We start from the raw sequence: 17,203 nt of genomic DNA, 5'->3' as shown, positions 1-17,203 counted from the left end.
GTATTTCTAAAATGTTGTAGGCAGTGATGTAGTTAAAGGGTTTGTGTTTCTCAATTTATGTATCATCAAAATCTTTTTAGGTTGCTCAATTTTCTGCACTTGGCAGGAATATACTACTGCTGCTTGGCATGTTTTACCGAGGCAGTCTTCACCTCTGCAACGGCAACCATTATGGTAGCCGATAACTTTGCCATTGATTTGTTCACAACTAAGATTATCTGGACCTCCCCATCCATCACATTCATAATACCCATATCTCTCAACCCAATGAGCATCTTTTTCACAAAAGCGCCTCTTGGCCTGGAGTCCATTCATAATTATTCCCAACATATTCCAAACTTGCAATTTTCCATCTTTAAATTCAGCCAATTTCTTGCCATTCTTATACCAATACATTGCCATAATAATTTTTAAATTTTCTTTATCTAATATCCCTGATGGCTTTTTTATGGCAAGAAATTGTGTCTCTGATGATTTTTGTCCTTTTTCATACCATATCTTTGTAAAACCTTTTTCCCAATCTGCCTCATATTTTGGAGTTCCATCTTGACGCCATTCTTTGATTCGAGATGTTTCGTTGTCTATTCTAAATTCTGATGTTCTTAAATTTCCATTTTCCCACCACCATTTAAGATTATCATGCCACCTTCCATCTGGTGCAATCTTCTCAATTGATTCTTCTTTTTTATTTCCATTTTCCCACCACGACTCATATCTTGATTTTTTTTCATCAGAAACTTTATCAACTTTTTTTTCACCATTAGGATACCATGATTTGGTTATACCACCATTTTTTATTATATGAATAGAACCATTTTCATACCACTCGGTATATTTGGGTTTTTCAAACCATTGAGTAACTTCGTTTTCAACCTCTTCTCCCACCGACATTAGTTGTCCATTTTGATACCATCTTTTGGTGACACCGTTTTCAGTTTTTCTTGCCAATTGTCCGTCTTTATACCACCGCTCTAACTTCAGATTTCTTTCAACCCGTGTTGTTATAGGTCTAGACCTCCACCACTCCTCTCTCAACTCACCATCAAACCTTTCTTTTATTTGCCCATTCTCATACCACCACTCCTCCTTAAATTTGCCTTCAATAAGCGTTCTCTTAATTTGCAATTCTCCATTCTTAAAATACACTTTCTGAATTTTTTTCGGAAAACAAAGCATTTCATTAGATATTTGACCGTCCTCATACCATTCTCTCCATGGACAAGGCACTTGGTCTAGATAACCATAGTGTTTTTCTGACATCTTTTTTCCATTTCTATAGTATTTAGTTAATATAAAAGCATCTCGACCAATTTCAATATGTCCTCTGCCGATGGTTTTTGTTTGCCATTCAAAAATCACTCTTTCTATATTCTCCAGTATTTCTTCACTAAGCATCTCTTCAATTTGTCGTATTATATCCTTTGGCTCGTTGTACACGATAACAACATCCTTGCTTTCTCTGGCATGAGTTTTATCAACTATTTTTTGAACAATTTTTTCTATGGCCTCTATTTTTCCACTATGCTTTTCTTCCACAGAAAGTGATTTGAAAATCTTTTCTGCATCCTTAATGGTCAACTCAACTGAGCCATCGTTTTCCTCTTCTCTATCTCTTTCTTCTCTCCACTTTTCATATTCTTCTTCCTCTCTCCTTCGTTCATCTTCTTCTTCTCTTTCTAAACTTAATGTTTCCTCATAATCTTCTCTATCGTTTGTTCTATATATCGGTGCTTCATTAACAAGTTCATCATCAGTCCATTCTTTTTGGATGACTGGTATTTCATCTTCTTTATCATCAGCGGATTGTTTCTCTTGCTGAGTTTGTGCTGGAACGACTGGTGCCCATGTTTGGGGTTCAACAACTTGTGTCTCTTGGATTGGGACAACTGGTGTCTGTGTTTGGGATGGGACGATTGGTACTTGTGCTTGAACTGAAATAGATGGTTGGGCTAATAATAAAAAAGCGACAAGTAATAATGCAGTGGTTTTTTGCATGATTATATTATAACCCTTGTTTTAGGCAGTGTCTTTCTTAAAGGGGATGCCGAGGTAGGTTAGGAATGCTTTTGTGTCTTCGTGGTTTGTTGTGTTTGTAACAAGTGTTACTGCGAGTCCGAATATGTCTTTTGCTTCTTCGTTTGAGGTTTCTGGGAAGATTATGTGCTCTTGTATCCCTATTGTGAGGTTGCCTGCTTTGTCAATGCCTTTTGGGGTTATTCCGCGAAAGTCACGGCTTCGTGGGAGTGTTATGTTTATAAATTTCTCAAGAAAGTCTTCCATTGCTTTTCCTCTTAGTGTTACTTTGTATCCTATTATGTCGCCTTGGCGGAGTTTGAAAGATGCGATTGATTTTTTTGCGGCACACGGAACTGGTTTGTATCCTGTTATTTTTGCGAGGCGGTCTTGTATGAGTTCTATGCGTGACTTGTCTTTCACACGACCAACACCTGCAGAGATGACTATTTTCTCCAGTTTGAAGGCTTGCATTGGGTTTTTCAGATTTCTCTGTTTCCCTATTGCCTTGAAAGATTCTTTTAGTTTTTGATTTATTGTATTCATATTAAATTTTTACATCACTTTTTCTTGGGACGCGGATTTTTTTGTTGTCTTTGACTTCCCATTTTGTCTTTGTTGGCTTTTTTGTTTTTGAGTCAAAGAGTGATACATTTGAAATGTTTATTGGCATTTCTTTTTTTACAAGTGCTCCTTTTTCGCCTTTTTGTCGTGCTCGCTGATGGACTGTTCTTACACACACACCTTTTACAACCACGGATAACTTGCTTGGGATTGATTTTATAACTTCTCCAGTTTTTCCCTTGTCTTTACCTTTTATTACTATTATTTTGTCTCCTTTTTTTATTTTCATATTACTTCATTTGCGAGAGATACGATTTTTTGATAACCCAATGATGATAGCTCGCGGGGGACTGGGCCAAAAATACGATTTCCTCGCGGTTCGTATTTTCCTTTTTCAATAAGGACGGCAGCGTTTTCATCAAAACGGATGTATGATCCGTCTTTCCTTCTGTATGGCGCAACTTGACGGACTATTACCGCATGAAATACATCTTTTTTCTTTGCGCTTTGAGCCAATTTCTTTGGTTCTGCGGTTTGGACGGATAAAACAACTTTGTCGCCTATGCGTGCATATCTTTTTCTTGAGCCACCAAGCACTTTGAAAACGCGCCCTATTTTTGCGCCTGAGTTGTCTGCTATTTTTACGAGTGTTTGTGGCTGTATCATAAGTATTATTTTATTGAGGTTATCTCAAATGATTTTCTTTTAGAGATTGGTTTTGTTTCTCTTATTATCACTGTGTCGCCTTCCTTTGCGCCTATTGTGTTGTGTGAGCTGTATTTTTTTATTCTCTTTACATACTTTCCGTATCGTGGGTGTTTCACAAATCGCACAACTTGAACAACTGCCGTGTCTTTCATCTTGTCAGACACGACAACTCCTTTGAGTTGTTTTTTTCTGCTTTGTGTTTTTGTTTCTGATGTTTTTTCCATAATAAATAATTAAGATCGTGATGCTAAGAGTGTTTTTATCCTTGCGATATCTCGGCGCAGTTGTTTTCTCATATGTGTTTTTTTGACATCACTTACACCACTGCCTCCAAACCGTTCGGACTGCAAACTATCTTGGAGTTTTTTTAACTCTTCTATTATTTCTGCCTTGCTCTTTATTTTCAAATCTTTTATATCCATATTATTCTCGTGATACTACTTTTGTCTTTACAGGCAATTTGCTACCTGCCTTGTTGAGTGCCAATGTCGCTATTTCTTTTGATACGTTGTCCAGCTCAAATATGACTCTGCCTGGCATGACCTTGAACTCAAAGCCCTCAACATCACCCTTGCCCTTACCCATTTTAACCTCTGATGGCTTTTTAGTAAAAGGTCTGTCTGGGAACACTCGTATCCAAAATTTAGCGGTTTTTCCTGCTGAACGGACGATGCACCTTCGTGCTGCTTCAATCTGGTTGGATTTCAATTTTCCTTCTGCAAGCGATTTCAATCCATAAGATCCAAAAGAAACTTTTGTCCCACGCGTTTCCGTGTGTGTTTTGTTTTTGTTTGTTCGCTTCTTTTGAACTTTGCGATATTTTACTTTTGAAGGTATTAACATAGTTTTTTAATTATATTCTTTGTTCTTTTTTGCATACACATCTCCTCTGTACACCCAAACTTTCACGCCGATTGTTCCATAAGACAAAACTGCTGGTTTGTGTGCGTAGTCAATATCAGAACGAAATGTCTGCAAGGGAACTCTTCCTTTTCTTATGTGTTCCGACCTTGCGATCTCTGCGCCACCCAACCTGCCTGAGAGAACTATTCTTACTCCTTTTACTGCGCTGTTTGCCATCACCTTTTCTGCTGTCTGCTTTAGTAGACGGCGGAACTGCATTCTTTTCTCAAGACCTGCGACTATTGTTTCTGCGACAAGTGCTGCGTGTGGTTCTATGAATTTTATTTCTTCAATGTGTAATACGATTTCCTGATATTCTACTTTTGCTTTTTTTACAACTTTTTCAATTTCTTTTTTAAGGGTTTCTATGCCTGCCCCTGATTTTCCTATGAGTAGTCCTGGTCGTGCTGTTTTTATGGTTATCGCTATTGCTTTTCTTTTATGCTCTATGAAAACATCATCAACCAACATGCCTTTAAGGCGTTTCTCTAAAAACTTGCGGATTACATGGTCGCAACGGAGTGCTTCTCTGTATTTTTTGGCATCATTAATAAACCAGGAAGATTTCCAGTCTTTTATTATTCCTAAACGGTGTATGTATGGGTGAACATTGTGTGTCATACTTTTTTCTTTTCAAGCTCAATGGATATATTGCTTGTTCTTTTTTTGATGGGTTTTCCTGTTCCGCGACTACCAGCACGCCCTCTTTTTAGGATGATACCGTCATCAACTCTTATACTTTTAATTATTAAGTCCTTGTCTCCAATTTCTTTATTTTTTTCTTTTGCGTTCTGTGATGCTGAAAGAATTAAATTCTTTATTGGGTGCGCTGCCCTTTTGTTTAAGAAGGAGAGAATCGCACACGCATGAGAAACATTTTTTCCTTTAACAGTGTTTGCGACCAACCTTGCCTTTCTTGGCGACTGCCTGTAATTTTTCAAATTCGCTTTCATAATAATCTATCTTATTTTTTAGCCGCAGATGTTTCCCTCGCTGCTTTTGCTGCAGTTATCTCTGCTTCCTTTCTCTTCTGATCAAGTTCTTTCTGTATTTTTCCTCCGTGTTTTACAAACCTCTTTGTCGGCGAAAATTCTCCGAGACGGTGTCCGACCATTTCTTCTGTGACAAATACTTTTATAAATGTCTTTCCGTTGTGGACAAGAAAAGTAAAACCAATCATCTTGGGTGATATCTGGCTTGCCCTTGCCCATGTCTTTATATCACCGACTTGCTCGGGTGTTTTGCCGTCTATTTTCTTCATTAATTTAAAGTCTATGTGTGGACCTTTTTTGATTGATCTTGCCATGTTTGTCTGTGTTTATAAACACAAGTTTTATGCTATCGCAGAGAAATGTTGATGTCAAATTGTGACTATCTCCTGCGTTTCTTGTGTCGGGACGAAACGATGAATACATTTGAGTATTTTTTCGGTCGCCTCGTTTTTTGACCCTTTCCTACTCCTTTGCCCCATTTAGACACCGCCCTTCTTCGACCTCGTCCTGCGCGCCCTTCACCGCCTCCATAGGGGTGATCTACTGGGTTCATCGCGGAACCACGGACGGTTGGGCGTCTGCCCATGTGTCTGCTTCGCCCTGCTTTGCCTAAAACACGCAGTTTATTCTCTTCATTTGAGACAGAGCCTATTGAGGCAAAGCACCTGTCGGACACTTTTCTTACCTCGCCAGAGGAGAGTTTGAGGTTTGTGTTGCCTGCATCCTGCGCGACAACCTCTGCGAAGTTACCTGCGGAGCGGGCAAGCTTTGCTCCTCCGTTTGGTTTGAGTTCTATATTGTATACAGAAGTTCCGACTGGCATGTGTTTAAGCATCATCCTGTTTCCTGTTCTCAATGGTGTCTTTTCTGCTGTAACTATTGTATTACCAACTTCTATGTTTGATGGGACGAGCAGGTATCTTTTTTCTCCATCTTTATAACACGCGAGTGCGATGAAGCCGGTTCTGTGTGGGTCATACTCAATTGTTTCAATGCGCGCTGGTATTCCGTGTTTGTTATAGAGAAAATCAACTTTCCTATATCTTTTTTTGTGTCCGCCACCTTTGTGTCTCATAGTTATACGACCAGCACTTCCACGACCGGATGCGCGTTTCGCTCCTGATGTTAATTTTTTGTGTGGTTTTTTTGCTGTAACTCCTTTGAATGAAAGAAGTTTTGTTCCACGCGATCCTGGTGTTGTTGGTTTAAGTACTTTCATATTATTTATGAGAATTGAATCTTATCTCCCTTAGCAAGATACACATAAGCTTTTTTCTTCACTTGTGTGCGTCCAGCACGCCCCACACGGCGTAGGGATGTTGGCTTTGATGAGGTTGTCAATATATTAACCTTCTTTGGGATGACATTGTATTTTTCTTTTATAGCGGATGCCACCTCTCGCTTTCCTGCACGGCTGTTAACCTCAAAGATATATATTGATTTTTCAGAAGAATCTGCTGCTTTTTCCGTGTAATACGGCTTCACGAGAACACTTGTCTTGCTCATTTTCTTCGTAGTGAAGTTTGTCCTGCGGAGTTTTTTCTTTGGCGCTTTTTTTGAAACCCTTTTTACAAATTTCTTTTTGGTTGGAGTTGTCGGTTGTGAGAATGTTTCAAGGGTTTCTTCTTCACCAATAGAATCATCAATAACAACTTTCTTGTCATTTTCATCTTTGTCTTTTTTGCCGAAGTCAATTCCAAATATTTTCATAATACTTTATTTATTTTCTACTAAACGCTTTGTTAGTATCTCCACACATTTTTCTGGGTCAACCATAAAAATGTATTTGTAAAGAGCCAAATCTCTTGCATTCAAAGAGGAGACAAGTGAAACGCCAACATTGTTTATATTTTGTAAACTTCTTGTTGTTGTTTTGTTGTCGTTGCAAAGTAGAACAAGGGATGCCTTTGATGTTTTTGAAAGTGGGTTAAAATCCTTCTTTGATATTTTTCCAAACATTTCTACTGCTTTTTTTGTTTTTGGCTTGTCACCAAAATCAATATCGTTGAAGAAAAACAACTCTCCATCTCTTGCCTTTTGTGAAAGCATTGATGCAAGGGCTTTTGCTTTCATTTTCTTTGTTATGTTTTTTTTGTACACTTTCTCATTTCGTGGTCCAAAAGTTATAGCACCACCAACCCATATAGGAGAACGGCGTGATCCGTGTCTTGCCCTTCCTGTTCCTTTTTGTCTCCAAGGTTTTTTACCACCACCGCGCACCTCTCCTCTCATTTTTGTGTGTGCTTTTGCAATCCTTGTATTTGCCTCAGCGGTGTCTACAACCTGTTTTACAAGGTCTGCATTCCACGCCACATCAAAAATTTCAGATGGGAGTTGAAAACTCTTTACTTTTTTACCTTCTATGTCAAATACTTGTGCGTTCATATTAGATTAAATTCCTCTTATTTCAACAAGTGTCCCCCTTGAGCCAGGAACCGAACCTCTTATGTATATCTTTCCGTCTTCTACTTTTACAATTTTTGCTTTCTTGATGGTGACTCTGTCTCCTCCCATTCTTCCTGGCATTTTTTTGCCTTTTGGAACACGAGCTTGAAGACCGCCCCCAATCGCTCCTCCTATTCTTTCTCCTTTTCTCTGACCGTGTGTTCTCGGACCACCGTGAAAGCCGTGTCTTTTGACAACGCCTTGAAAACCTTTACCCTTTGAGACAGAAGACAGACGGACCATATCTCCTTCTTTGAAAGTTTCACCTGTGTTTATCTCGTTGCCCTCTTTGTATCCAGAGGTATCATCCATACGAAATTCTTTAAGACCTTTGAAACTTTCTTTTGATGACTTTTTAGGAGAATTTCCATATCCCACTTGAACAGATGAATAACCACGGCTTTCCGTGTCAAATATTTTTGTGACGATTATCGGCTCAAGCGATAGCATGGTTACAGGATGAACTACACCATCATCATCAAATAATTGCGTCATTTCTTCTTTTTTTCCTAAAAGAAATTTCATATGGGTTATTATATTTTGTTGTCTGACTGGAGAACGCGACTATGAAGAGTTTTCGTTTGCTATGAGCTTAACACTTACATTAACACCTGTTGGTAGGTCAATGTTTGTTAATGCTTCTATAACTTGTTGTGTTGGGTTCAATATGTCAATTAACCTTCTGTGAACTCTTGTTTCAAACTGCTCTCCCGATGACTTGAAGATGAAGGTAGATCTATTAACAGAATACTTTTTGATTGTGGTCGGCAAAGGTACAGGACCAACAACCTTGAAACCAAGTCGCAGACCGGTGTCTACAACCTGTTTTACTGATGTATCAAGAACACGACTGTCGTATGCTTGCACGCGAATGCGAAGCTTTTGCATACTCATTGGTTTCTTATCTTTGCTCTTTCCGTCTGTCTTTTTATTCTTTGCATCTACCTTCATAATCAATCTTAAGATTATTAGGAGATTATTTTTGTAACAACACCTGCTCCAACAGTTTTACCTCCTTCACGGATTGCAAAACGCTGCTTTTCTTCAAGCGCAACTGGAGATACCAACTTTATGTTGAATGTTGCTGTGTCTCCTGGCATTATCATTTCAACGCCATCAGCAAGTTTTATCTCACCTGTAACATCTGTTGTTCTCATGTAGAACTGAGGCTTGTAACCAGAAAAGAAAGGCGTGTGTCGTCCTCCTTCTTCTTTTGATAGGACATATACTTCAGCGTCAAACTCTGTGTGTGGAGTTACGCTGCTTGGCTTTGCAAGAACCTGTCCGCGATGAACATCTTCTTTTTTCATACCACGGATAAGGACTCCTGCGTTGTCGCCTGCCTGCCCGTCATCAAGAGATTTGTTAAACATTTCAATACCTGTAACGGTCGTTTTTGTGGTGTCTTTTATACCCACTATCTCAACCTCATCTCCTACTTTAACCACTCCTCTTTCAATCTTTCCAGTAACTACTGTTCCGCGACCTTCAATTGAGAATATGTCCTCAATAGGCATCAAGAACGGCTTGTCTGTCTCACGGTTAGGGACTGGGATGTATTCGTCCATCTTTGTAATAAGTTCAACTATTTTTTGACTCCACTCGTCACTTGCGTCTGGTGCTTCAAGCGCTTTTAGCGCAGATCCTCTTATTATCGGTGCGTCTTTGTCAAATCCGTATTTCTCAAGAAGTTCTCTTGTTTCTTCTTCAACAAGGTCAATCAGGCTTTGATCGTCAACTGCATCACACTTGTTTATGAATACCAAAATCTTTGGAACACCAACTTGCTTTGCAAGAAGAATGTGCTCTCTCGTTTGTGGCATCGGACCATCAGATGCGGCAATTACTATTATTGCTCCATCCATTTGTGCGGCACCTGTAATCATGTTTTTGATGTAGTCAGCGTGACCTGGCGCATCAACATGGGCATAGTGTCTTTGTGGGGTTGAGTACTCACTGTGAGAAAGTGCGATGGTTATTCCACGCTGTTTTTCTTCTGGTGCAGAGTCGATTTGTCCCACATCTTTTACATTAGCTGAAAAGCCATCTCCTTTCGCGTTAAGCGTTTTGAGGATTGCAGCAGTCAATGTTGTTTTTCCGTGGTCGACATGACCGATTGTTCCCACATTTATATGAGGTTTATCTCTTTGGAATTTTTCTGCCATATTAAATTATTATCTAAATATTGTTAATGTAGCACTTACACAAAACGATATTTTGTGCTGTCGGATTCGTTCAAATAACGAAGAGCCGCGTTAGTGCTGTGCTTGAGCAGTAACAAAGGTATATGTTACCGAACTGGGCTGTATTAGTCAAGCAGAGGGTTTTCTCTGGGATACGATGCCTTCTGCCACATTGTTTGGGACTATCTCATATGAGGAAAACTCCATAGTTGGCGTTGCTCGCCCTTCTGTCATTGAACGGAGGGTGGTTGTGTATCCAAACAGCTCTGCCAAAGGCACGAGTGCGCGGATTATCTTCAGATTGCTGACATCTTCCATTCCCAACATCTGACCTCTCCTTGAATTTAAGTGTCCTGTTATGTCTCCCATAAATTTTTCTGGAGTTGTAACCTCAAGTTTCATTATCGGCTCAAGCAAAACAGGTTTTGCTTTTTTTGCGCCTTCTTGAAACGCATGACTTGCCGCGATTTTGAATGCGATTTCTGATGAGTCAACTTCGTGGAACGATCCATCATAAAGTTCAACGGATACATCTCTCATTGAGTAGCCAGCAAGGACACCGCGATCCATGGCTTCTTTTATTCCTTTTCTTACAGCAGGGATATACTCTTGCGGGATGATACCTCCTTTTATACTGTTTATAAATTCAAAACCATCTTCTCTGTGTATGTTCTTTGCTTTTTTGCCGTCTTCATTTTTCTGCGCTTCTTTATCAAGCGGTTTTATTTTTATTTTTACATGACCGTATTGACCGCGACCACCGCTCTGGCGGATGTATTTGTATTCCTCATCTGCATTTCCTACTATTGTTTCTCTATACGCAACCTGCGGTGCACCGGTTGTTGCCTCCACACTAAACTCTCTTCTCATTCTCTCAACCAAAACTTCAAGGTGAAGTTCGCCCATACCTGCAATTATTGTGTCTAATGTTTCTGAGTCACTTGAAACACGAAAAGTAGGGTCTTCATCAGAAAGTTTTTTCAACGCCATTCCCATTTTTTCTTGATCCCCTTTTGTCTTTGGTTCAATTCTTAAATTAACAACTGGCTCGGGAAATGTTATTGTTTCAAGGCGAATCTGGTTCTGCTCATCACATAGAGTGTGTGATGTTTTTGAGTCTTTTAGCCCTATCGCTGCGGCTATCTCACCTGAATACACCCTCTTTACCTCTTCTCTTGAATTGGCGTGCAATCTGACAATTCTTCCTATCCTTTCCTTTTTATCTGCCGATGAGTTATACACAAAAGAGCCAGCGTCAAGAACCCCCGAATAAACACGGAAAAAGGCGAGCTGTCCGACAAAAGGATCTGCTTGCAGTTTGAACACGAGGGCAGAGAACGGTTCATCATCAGATGCCTTTCTTGTAACCTCACTTTCATCTTTTGGATTGACCCCTTTGACAGGAGGGATATCAAGAGGAGAAGGAAGATAATCAATAACAGCATCAAGAACCAATTGAACCCCTTTGTTTTTAAGTGAAGAGCCGGCAAAAACAGGGACTATTTTGTTTTCAATAACTGCCTTACGAAGTGCTTTTTTTGCAACATCAACTGTTATCTCTTTTCCTTCAAGGTATTCCTCCGCAAGTTTGTCATCACTCTCTGCAATTGCTTCAATAAGTTCTGCTCGTTTTTTCTCTGCTTGTTCTTTGTATTCACTTGGCACTTCTTCTTTTCTTACTTTCTCACCTCTCTCACCGTCAAAGTAATACGCCTTCATTTCAAGAAAATCTATTATCCCTTTAAGTTCGTCTTCTTCACCAATAGGGATCTGCATCATTATCGCGTTTGTGGTAAGGCGTTCAAGTATTGTTTTGAAAGATCGCTCAAAACTTGCTCCTGTTCTATCAAGTTTGTTTATGAAACAAATTCTTGGGACTTTATATTTGTCTGCCTGTCGCCACACTGTTTCTGACTGTGACTCAACACCAGCAACTCCGTCAAAAACAACAACACCGCCATCTAAAACTTTTAATGATCTCTCAACCTCTGCTGTGAAGTCAACATGACCAGGTGTGTCAATTATATTAAAACGATGTTTCTTTGATGTGTCAGTTCCTGCATATGTCGGAACCCAAAAACAAGTAGTCGCAGCAGATGTTATTGTTATCCCTCTTTCTCTCTCCTGTTCCATCCAGTCCATCACCGCCTCACCCTCGTGAACTTCTCCTATTTTGTGCGATACGCCAGTATAAAAAAGAACCCTCTCTGTTGTGGTCGTTTTGCCCGCATCTATGTGGGCTATTATTCCTATATTTCTTACTTTATCAAGCGGATAATCTCTTTCCATAACTTTCTACAAATTTACCATGCAAAATGCGCAAATGCCTTGTTTGCCTCTGCCATCTTGTGGGTATTTTCTCTTTTTGTAAATGCCTCGCCTTCCTTGTTACTTGCCGCGATTATCTCTTCTGCAAGTTTCTGATACATAGGTGCACCCTTTTTGTTACGCGCAGAAGCGACAATCCACCTGAGCGCGAGGGCTTGTCGTCTTTTTTGAGAAACCTCCCTTGGAACTTGATAATTTGCTCCACCAACACGCCTTGAACGAACCTCCATATTTGGACCAACATTATTAACCGCCTCTTCAAACACCGCGAGAGCTTCTTTTGACTTTGTTTTTTCTTTTGTTATATCAAGCGCTTTGTAGACAATATTTTGTGCACGCTCTTTATGACCGCATCTCATAACATAGTTTATAAGCTGACTCACTTTTAGGGAGTTGTATCTGTGATCTGGCTCAAGTTGATTTTTTTGTTTTATGGGCTTTCTCATATTTATTCTTTCTTCTCTTTCTTTGTTCCATACGAACTCCTTCCATTTTTTCTTTTCTCAACGCTTGTCGCATCAAAAACTCCGCGAACGATAACATAACGAACAGAAATGTCTTTTACCCGACCACCGCGAACAAGGACAACAGAGTGTTCCTGTAAGTTGTGTCCTTCACCGGGTATGTATGCTGTGATTTCCATTCCGTTTGTTAATCTCACTCTTGCTATTTTTCTTGTCGCAGAGTTTGGCTTTCTGGGGTTCATCGTGTAGACACGAGTACACACACCGCGCTTGAATGGTGATTCATAGTTTGTTATCCGTTTTTTAATCGGACTGAAAGCACCACGCGAAAGTGCGAGTGTCTTTGCCTTTTTTGTTCTTGCCTTTCGGCAACCTTTTATTAATTGTCCTATTGTAGGCATAATGTATAAAACTTACCACGATAGGCGCGATTATGCAACCTCATCTACCCGCCCACAAGCAAACTCGTCACAAAATTCACAAATAAGAAAAACGGCTGTGCGAGGAGAAATATGAATATGAACACCACGAGAAAGAACGCCAAAAAGCCCATTCTTTCAAAAGGATTGATTATGTATTTTTTATACGCAGACTCAATTTTCATAGGAAGTATGGCGAGAAGGACTTTAGAGCCGTCAAGTGGGGGTATCGGCAATAAATTGAACAGACCCAACAAAACATTAACAAAAACAATGGTTGTAAATGTGAAAACTAACTCTGTCTGGGATGGATCAACGGAGGCAACGACCTGTGCCAAAATTCCAAATATTATCGCGAGGGCAAAATTGGAAAGTGAGCCGGCTGCCGCAACAAACGCTTCTGCTTTTGCGCCACCGCGGAGGTTGTAGGGATTGTATGGGACTGGCTTCGCCCAACCAAAAAGAATGCCTGCCTGTGAAAGAATCAAAAACAGTGGGACCAATATGGTTCCCAAGATATCAATGTGTGGAATCGGATTCAGCGTGAGCCGACCTTGATACTTTGCCGTTGGATCTCCGAGAAAATGAGCCGCATATCCATGAGATATTTCATGGACGACAACCGACATAAAGACTATTCCTATTGTTAATATAACTTCCAAAGCCATTATTTCTATATTATACATTAGTATTGCAATAATTTTCTTTAAGTGCTATTATATTTTGCAATGGCAAAAGTATGTCCCATAACTGGAAAAGGAAGCATGGTTACAGGTGGTTATAGCAACCGTGTCCGAGCAACCAAGTTCAACCCTATTCCTAAGAAAAGAAAGAGCACTAATATGTGTAAGAAGACGCTTGTTGACCCAGAAACAGGAAAGAAAATAAAAATTGAAGTTTCTGCTCGCGGACTTAAAACAATCAGAAAGCGTGGTGTCAAAAAGACACTCTCAAAATCTAAACTTATTTAGGACTATAAAGTGTTGGCAAACTCTTCGCTCAATTTTTCCCAATTCACAGCGTTGAGGTATGCTTCAACATATTCTCCTTTTTGGGCGGGAACATAATCAACCATATAAGCATGCTCCCACACATCAAACACAAAAACGGGTAGCATGTCCGTGCATTGTCCTATCTCGTGATCGCTAACCCACAACAACACCAGATTCTTTTTTATTCTGTCTTTTGCTAAGATAAGCCAGCCGTTTCCTCTTGTTGAAAGGGCGATATTCTTAAACACACTTTTAAAATTATCAAATGACCCAAATGTTTTGTCTATCTCTTCTTTTAATTGAGAGGTCGGCATTGGTTGTGCACCACCCTCAAGGTGTCCAAAATAATACTCGTGGTTTCTCATACCGTTGAACTCAAAACCAAACCGCCTTCTCAGCTCGGCAATCATATACGCGTTTTCTTCTTTGTTTTTTGACAATTCGTCTATTTTCTCAATTATTAGGTTAGAGTGTTTTACATAACCCTCATAAAGCTTGAGATGAGCGTCTATCTGCTCTTTTGATAGACCTGTAATTTCTGGTATAGAAAAAGATTTTTTTGTGTAAGACATTTTATTTTTTATTTCTCAGATTTTCTTGTAATATATTTAAGTATAGCACGATGAAAACAAGTCAATACATACTCTGCTCGCAAATCTTCGCAATCGCGTCTCTTCTCGCCATCGCCTACTTTGTCTACTATATCTCAGAAAATGACAGACAGGTGGAGCAACAGGAGTTGAAACTTTCATTTTTAGATGTTGGTCAGGGGGATTCTATTTTTATTGAAACACCAACTGGTTTTCAGATACTCGTTGATGGGGGTAACTCGGGAACTGTTCTCACAGAAATTAAAGATGTTCTTGAATTGAACGACAGAGAAATTGATATGTTAATCGCCACACACCCTGACGCAGATCACATAGGGGGACTGGTTGATGTGTTGAAAAGATTTTCAGTTAGATATTTTGTACACAACGGAGTGGAAAGCGGCACCGCAACATACAGGGCTCTTACAGAAGAGATGGAAGACGAGGGGGCGGAAATCATAGTTATTGACTCTCCACAGGTTTTCGCTTTTTCAGATGGAGTAACTCTTGAATTTATTTCTCCACAAAAAAATCTTTTGAGGGGAGATAGAAACGACACATCAATTGTTGCACGACTTCTTTATGGAGAAACAACTGCTCTTTTAACTGGGGACATATCTACAAAGATAGAAAGGTCCATAGCAAATAATTTTGGTAAAAAAATTGAAAGCGACATTTTGAAGGTAAGCCACCACGGGTCAAGGCATTCAAGTGATGCGTTATTTTTAAGTATAGTAAATCCTGATTTTTCCATAATATCTGCTGAAGAAAACAGCCGTTATGGACACCCGCACAAAGATGTCGTAGACAGGATAAACCAAAACACCGACTCTATTTTATTGCACACAAAGGATAAAAAGACCCATTTTGTTTCAGATGGGTTTGCGTGGTATAATAAAGAGTAAGTGAATATTATGGTATATCTAAAACACCATCGAGAAAGGTATAATCGCGGAAAAGATAGGGATTATGTTGAGAAACCAAAGTCTTCAAAAGTTTTTTTGTTAGTGCTTGTGATAATTGTCTTAGTCCTTATTGGAATCTTCGTATACCTTGTATAATAAAAATTTATAAAAAGTAATGCTTTTTATTTTCATCTTTTATTCCCTTTCTTGAAGAAAGGTAGATTGTAAGTATAAATGCAAAATAAAAAGCGAACATAATCAACAAGCCGATATTTATTTCCAAAACAGCAATCGGCAGTGATGCGAAAAACTCACTCACGGAAATTATGTAGTTTGCAATCGCGTAGGTTATATAGAAAAATGGAAGCGCAAGCAGGAGTGGAAAAATTCCAGAAATAAAACCGCTGAGCATAAGCAGTGGAACTGCTGGTAAAACAAGAAGGTTCGCGGGGATAGAAACAACAGAAACCATGCCAAAAGTATACAAAAGGTATGGCGTAACAAATATCTGTGTTGCGAGTGTTAAGATGACTATTTCTTTTATGGATTTTGAAAATTTTGATGAATCCGATTTGTTTATTCTCTCCCTAAAAATTGGCGCAAGGTAGATTATCCCGCTACTTGCTAAAAATGAAAGGTGAAAAGATGCATCGTATAGCAATATAAAAGGATTGAAGAAAACCATAACCGCGGCGGCGAAGAAAAGTGCCCTGCCCGATAAATATGTTCTGCCTGTTGATTGTGCAAACATCGCGATTGCCGCCATGATTGCCGCCCTTACCAAAGGGGGTGTTGCCCCAGCCATCAACACAAACAGCGCAACAAATATGATTGAAAATATATTCGCCAAGCCGAGAGACAAAAACATAAATAGTTTCTGAAATGTAACCGCGATTATTGATATATTGTACCCAGACAAAACCGCTATGTGTATGACACCAGACCTTCTCATCGCTTCTTGAAGGGTTTCTGGTATTGCGCCTCTGCCACCGATTATGATTCCGTTTGTTAGTGATGCCTCTGGTTCATTTATGTTTTCAGAAACTTTGTTTGTAAATAATTTTTTTATTTTTATCAAAGGTTTTAGGGTTAATGTTGCCGTTGAAACTTCTGACTTATTAATTGCCGTGTCAAGACATTCTATCTTTTCATCTTTCGCGTCAATCTTTACAAGATAATAAATTCCGCTCTTTTTAAGAAAAGTAGGGTAATTAAAATCACGACCAACATCAGTAACAAAACTTTTTGGTTTTTCCAATCTCCCATATACCCGCACTTTCTGAGAAAACTCACATTTTGGAAAACGACCGCCAATGACAAGCGCTGAAACATCTTCTGATAGTGCGATTGTGTGATGAACTCTTCCTTTCTTTTCAACTGCTTCTTCTATCAGTGTCCCCTCAAACTCTATGCGCGTGTCGTATGGGTAAGGAAGTTTTGGAGGTGTTTGAACTGACTGCGCACGCCACATGCCAAAAAATAAAGACAGTATGACCAACGACAAAAGTAATGAAAACTCTTTTGGTTTATCACGCTGGAAAAAAGAGACCAAGAAAATGGTGATGGAGAGAAGTACCACAAACAGATACACCCACACATTCAGCGGATTATCAAGGACAAGAAATGAGATGATTATTCCTACAAAAAATGACAATAGCGCAACAAACGCGAAACTCACTTTATCTAACTTAAACATT

At 39.4% G+C, this 17,203-nt stretch carries 24 protein-coding genes; 2 read left to right on the top strand and 22 right to left on the bottom strand.

Annotation, left to right across the window (positions count from 1 at the left end):
- Nucleotides 1-6 precede the first annotated feature (6 nt).
- The 20 genes from OXU73_02465 to OXU73_02370 all read right to left on the bottom strand — a co-directional run bounded on the left by OXU73_02465 (nucleotide 7) and on the right by OXU73_02370 (nucleotide 13,687).
- Nucleotides 7-1,995 (bottom strand): hypothetical protein, encoded by a 1,989-nt coding sequence (locus OXU73_02465; protein ID MDD9868167.1) that lies wholly within the window; start codon nucleotides 1,993-1,995, stop codon nucleotides 7-9.
- 21 nt (nucleotides 1,996-2,016) lie between these two features.
- The gene (rplE, locus tag OXU73_02460; GenBank protein ID MDD9868166.1) at nucleotides 2,017-2,559 is read right to left on the bottom strand and encodes a 50S ribosomal protein L5; all 543 of its coding nucleotides are present in this window, start codon (nucleotides 2,557-2,559) and stop codon (nucleotides 2,017-2,019) included.
- 1 nt (nucleotide 2,560) lies between these two features.
- A complete protein-coding gene (rplX, locus tag OXU73_02455) occupies nucleotides 2,561-2,866 on the bottom strand; it encodes a 50S ribosomal protein L24 (protein ID MDD9868165.1) in 306 nt (101 codons plus the stop codon).
- Entirely contained in the window at nucleotides 2,863-3,243 is a 381-nt protein-coding gene (gene rplN / locus OXU73_02450) for a 50S ribosomal protein L14 (GenBank protein MDD9868164.1), read from the bottom strand. Before rplN ends, rplX begins: the two co-directional genes overlap by 4 nt.
- Nucleotides 3,244-3,248: 5 nt before the next feature.
- Entirely contained in the window at nucleotides 3,249-3,509 is a 261-nt protein-coding gene (gene rpsQ / locus OXU73_02445; GenBank protein MDD9868163.1) for a 30S ribosomal protein S17, read from the bottom strand.
- 9 nt (nucleotides 3,510-3,518) lie between these two features.
- Nucleotides 3,519-3,707 (bottom strand): 50S ribosomal protein L29, encoded by a 189-nt coding sequence (gene rpmC, locus OXU73_02440; protein MDD9868162.1) that lies wholly within the window; start codon nucleotides 3,705-3,707, stop codon nucleotides 3,519-3,521.
- 1 nt (nucleotide 3,708) lies between these two features.
- On the bottom strand, nucleotides 3,709-4,128 hold the full coding sequence (gene rplP, locus OXU73_02435) for a 50S ribosomal protein L16 (GenBank protein ID MDD9868161.1): 420 nt from the start codon (nucleotides 4,126-4,128) through the stop codon (nucleotides 3,709-3,711).
- 6 nt (nucleotides 4,129-4,134) lie between these two features.
- On the bottom strand, nucleotides 4,135-4,809 hold the full coding sequence (gene rpsC / locus OXU73_02430) for a 30S ribosomal protein S3 (GenBank protein MDD9868160.1): 675 nt from the start codon (nucleotides 4,807-4,809) through the stop codon (nucleotides 4,135-4,137).
- Entirely contained in the window at nucleotides 4,806-5,141 is a 336-nt protein-coding gene (gene rplV, locus OXU73_02425) for a 50S ribosomal protein L22 (GenBank protein MDD9868159.1), read from the bottom strand. The genes rpsC and rplV overlap by 4 nt, the downstream gene beginning before the upstream one ends.
- Before the next feature lie 11 nt (nucleotides 5,142-5,152).
- Entirely contained in the window at nucleotides 5,153-5,494 is a 342-nt protein-coding gene (gene rpsS, locus OXU73_02420; GenBank protein ID MDD9868158.1) for a 30S ribosomal protein S19, read from the bottom strand.
- A 65-nt stretch (nucleotides 5,495-5,559) separates the two neighbouring features.
- Nucleotides 5,560-6,399, bottom strand: a complete 840-nt coding sequence (gene rplB, locus OXU73_02415; protein ID MDD9868157.1) for a 50S ribosomal protein L2 — start codon at nucleotides 6,397-6,399, stop codon at nucleotides 5,560-5,562.
- Nucleotides 6,400-6,404: 5 nt separating this feature from the next.
- The gene (gene rplW / locus OXU73_02410; protein MDD9868156.1) at nucleotides 6,405-6,890 is read right to left on the bottom strand and encodes a 50S ribosomal protein L23; all 486 of its coding nucleotides are present in this window, start codon (nucleotides 6,888-6,890) and stop codon (nucleotides 6,405-6,407) included.
- Nucleotides 6,891-6,896: 6 nt separating this feature from the next.
- On the bottom strand, nucleotides 6,897-7,565 hold the full coding sequence (rplD, locus tag OXU73_02405) for a 50S ribosomal protein L4 (GenBank protein ID MDD9868155.1): 669 nt from the start codon (nucleotides 7,563-7,565) through the stop codon (nucleotides 6,897-6,899).
- 6 nt (nucleotides 7,566-7,571) lie between these two features.
- Entirely contained in the window at nucleotides 7,572-8,150 is a 579-nt protein-coding gene (gene rplC, locus OXU73_02400) for a 50S ribosomal protein L3 (GenBank protein ID MDD9868154.1), read from the bottom strand.
- Nucleotides 8,151-8,189: 39 nt separating this feature from the next.
- The gene (gene rpsJ, locus OXU73_02395) at nucleotides 8,190-8,519 is read right to left on the bottom strand and encodes a 30S ribosomal protein S10 (GenBank protein ID MDD9868153.1); all 330 of its coding nucleotides are present in this window, start codon (nucleotides 8,517-8,519) and stop codon (nucleotides 8,190-8,192) included.
- 74 nt (nucleotides 8,520-8,593) lie between these two features.
- A complete protein-coding gene (gene tuf / locus OXU73_02390; protein ID MDD9868152.1) occupies nucleotides 8,594-9,790 on the bottom strand; it encodes an elongation factor Tu in 1,197 nt (398 codons plus the stop codon).
- Between the two features lie 147 nt (nucleotides 9,791-9,937).
- Nucleotides 9,938-12,097: an elongation factor G gene (gene fusA / locus OXU73_02385; GenBank protein MDD9868151.1), complete on the bottom strand. Its 2,160-nt coding sequence runs from the start codon at nucleotides 12,095-12,097 to the stop codon at nucleotides 9,938-9,940.
- A gap of 14 nt (nucleotides 12,098-12,111) precedes the next feature.
- Nucleotides 12,112-12,582 carry a 30S ribosomal protein S7 gene (gene rpsG, locus OXU73_02380; GenBank protein ID MDD9868150.1) on the bottom strand — a complete coding sequence of 157 codons (471 nt, stop codon included), beginning with the start codon at nucleotides 12,580-12,582 and terminating at the stop codon, nucleotides 12,112-12,114.
- Nucleotides 12,583-12,584: 2 nt separating this feature from the next.
- Complete coding sequence (gene rpsL / locus OXU73_02375; protein MDD9868149.1) at nucleotides 12,585-13,001, bottom strand: 30S ribosomal protein S12; 417 nt, start codon at nucleotides 12,999-13,001, stop codon at nucleotides 12,585-12,587.
- Nucleotides 13,002-13,045: 44 nt separating this feature from the next.
- On the bottom strand, nucleotides 13,046-13,687 hold the full coding sequence (locus tag OXU73_02370) for a site-2 protease family protein (GenBank protein ID MDD9868148.1): 642 nt from the start codon (nucleotides 13,685-13,687) through the stop codon (nucleotides 13,046-13,048).
- 60 nt (nucleotides 13,688-13,747) lie between these two features.
- Between OXU73_02370 and OXU73_02365 the strand changes: the two genes are divergently transcribed.
- Nucleotides 13,748-13,990 carry a hypothetical protein gene (locus OXU73_02365; GenBank protein MDD9868147.1) on the top strand — a complete coding sequence of 81 codons (243 nt, stop codon included), beginning with the start codon at nucleotides 13,748-13,750 and terminating at the stop codon, nucleotides 13,988-13,990.
- Nucleotides 13,991-13,992: 2 nt separating this feature from the next.
- Here OXU73_02365 and OXU73_02360 read toward each other — a convergent pair whose 3' ends face one another.
- Entirely contained in the window at nucleotides 13,993-14,583 is a 591-nt protein-coding gene (locus OXU73_02360; protein MDD9868146.1) for a superoxide dismutase, read from the bottom strand.
- 50 nt (nucleotides 14,584-14,633) lie between these two features.
- On the opposite strand from OXU73_02360, the gene OXU73_02355 reads away from it, so the two are divergent.
- Complete coding sequence (locus OXU73_02355; protein ID MDD9868145.1) at nucleotides 14,634-15,506, top strand: MBL fold metallo-hydrolase; 873 nt, start codon at nucleotides 14,634-14,636, stop codon at nucleotides 15,504-15,506.
- 163 nt (nucleotides 15,507-15,669) lie between these two features.
- Here the strand turns inward: OXU73_02355 and OXU73_02350 are convergent, their stop codons facing one another.
- Nucleotides 15,670-17,202 (bottom strand): ComEC/Rec2 family competence protein, encoded by a 1,533-nt coding sequence (locus tag OXU73_02350; GenBank protein ID MDD9868144.1) that lies wholly within the window; start codon nucleotides 17,200-17,202, stop codon nucleotides 15,670-15,672.
- Nucleotide 17,203: the final 1 nt, after the last annotated feature.

This window comes from Candidatus Campbellbacteria bacterium (assembly GCA_028817035.1).
GTDB lineage: Bacteria > Patescibacteriota > Minisyncoccia > Phycocordibacterales > JABAAK01 > JAPPQH01.
The sequence above is the reverse complement of the archived record's forward strand: the minus strand, read 5'-3'. Positions and strand labels throughout refer to the sequence as shown.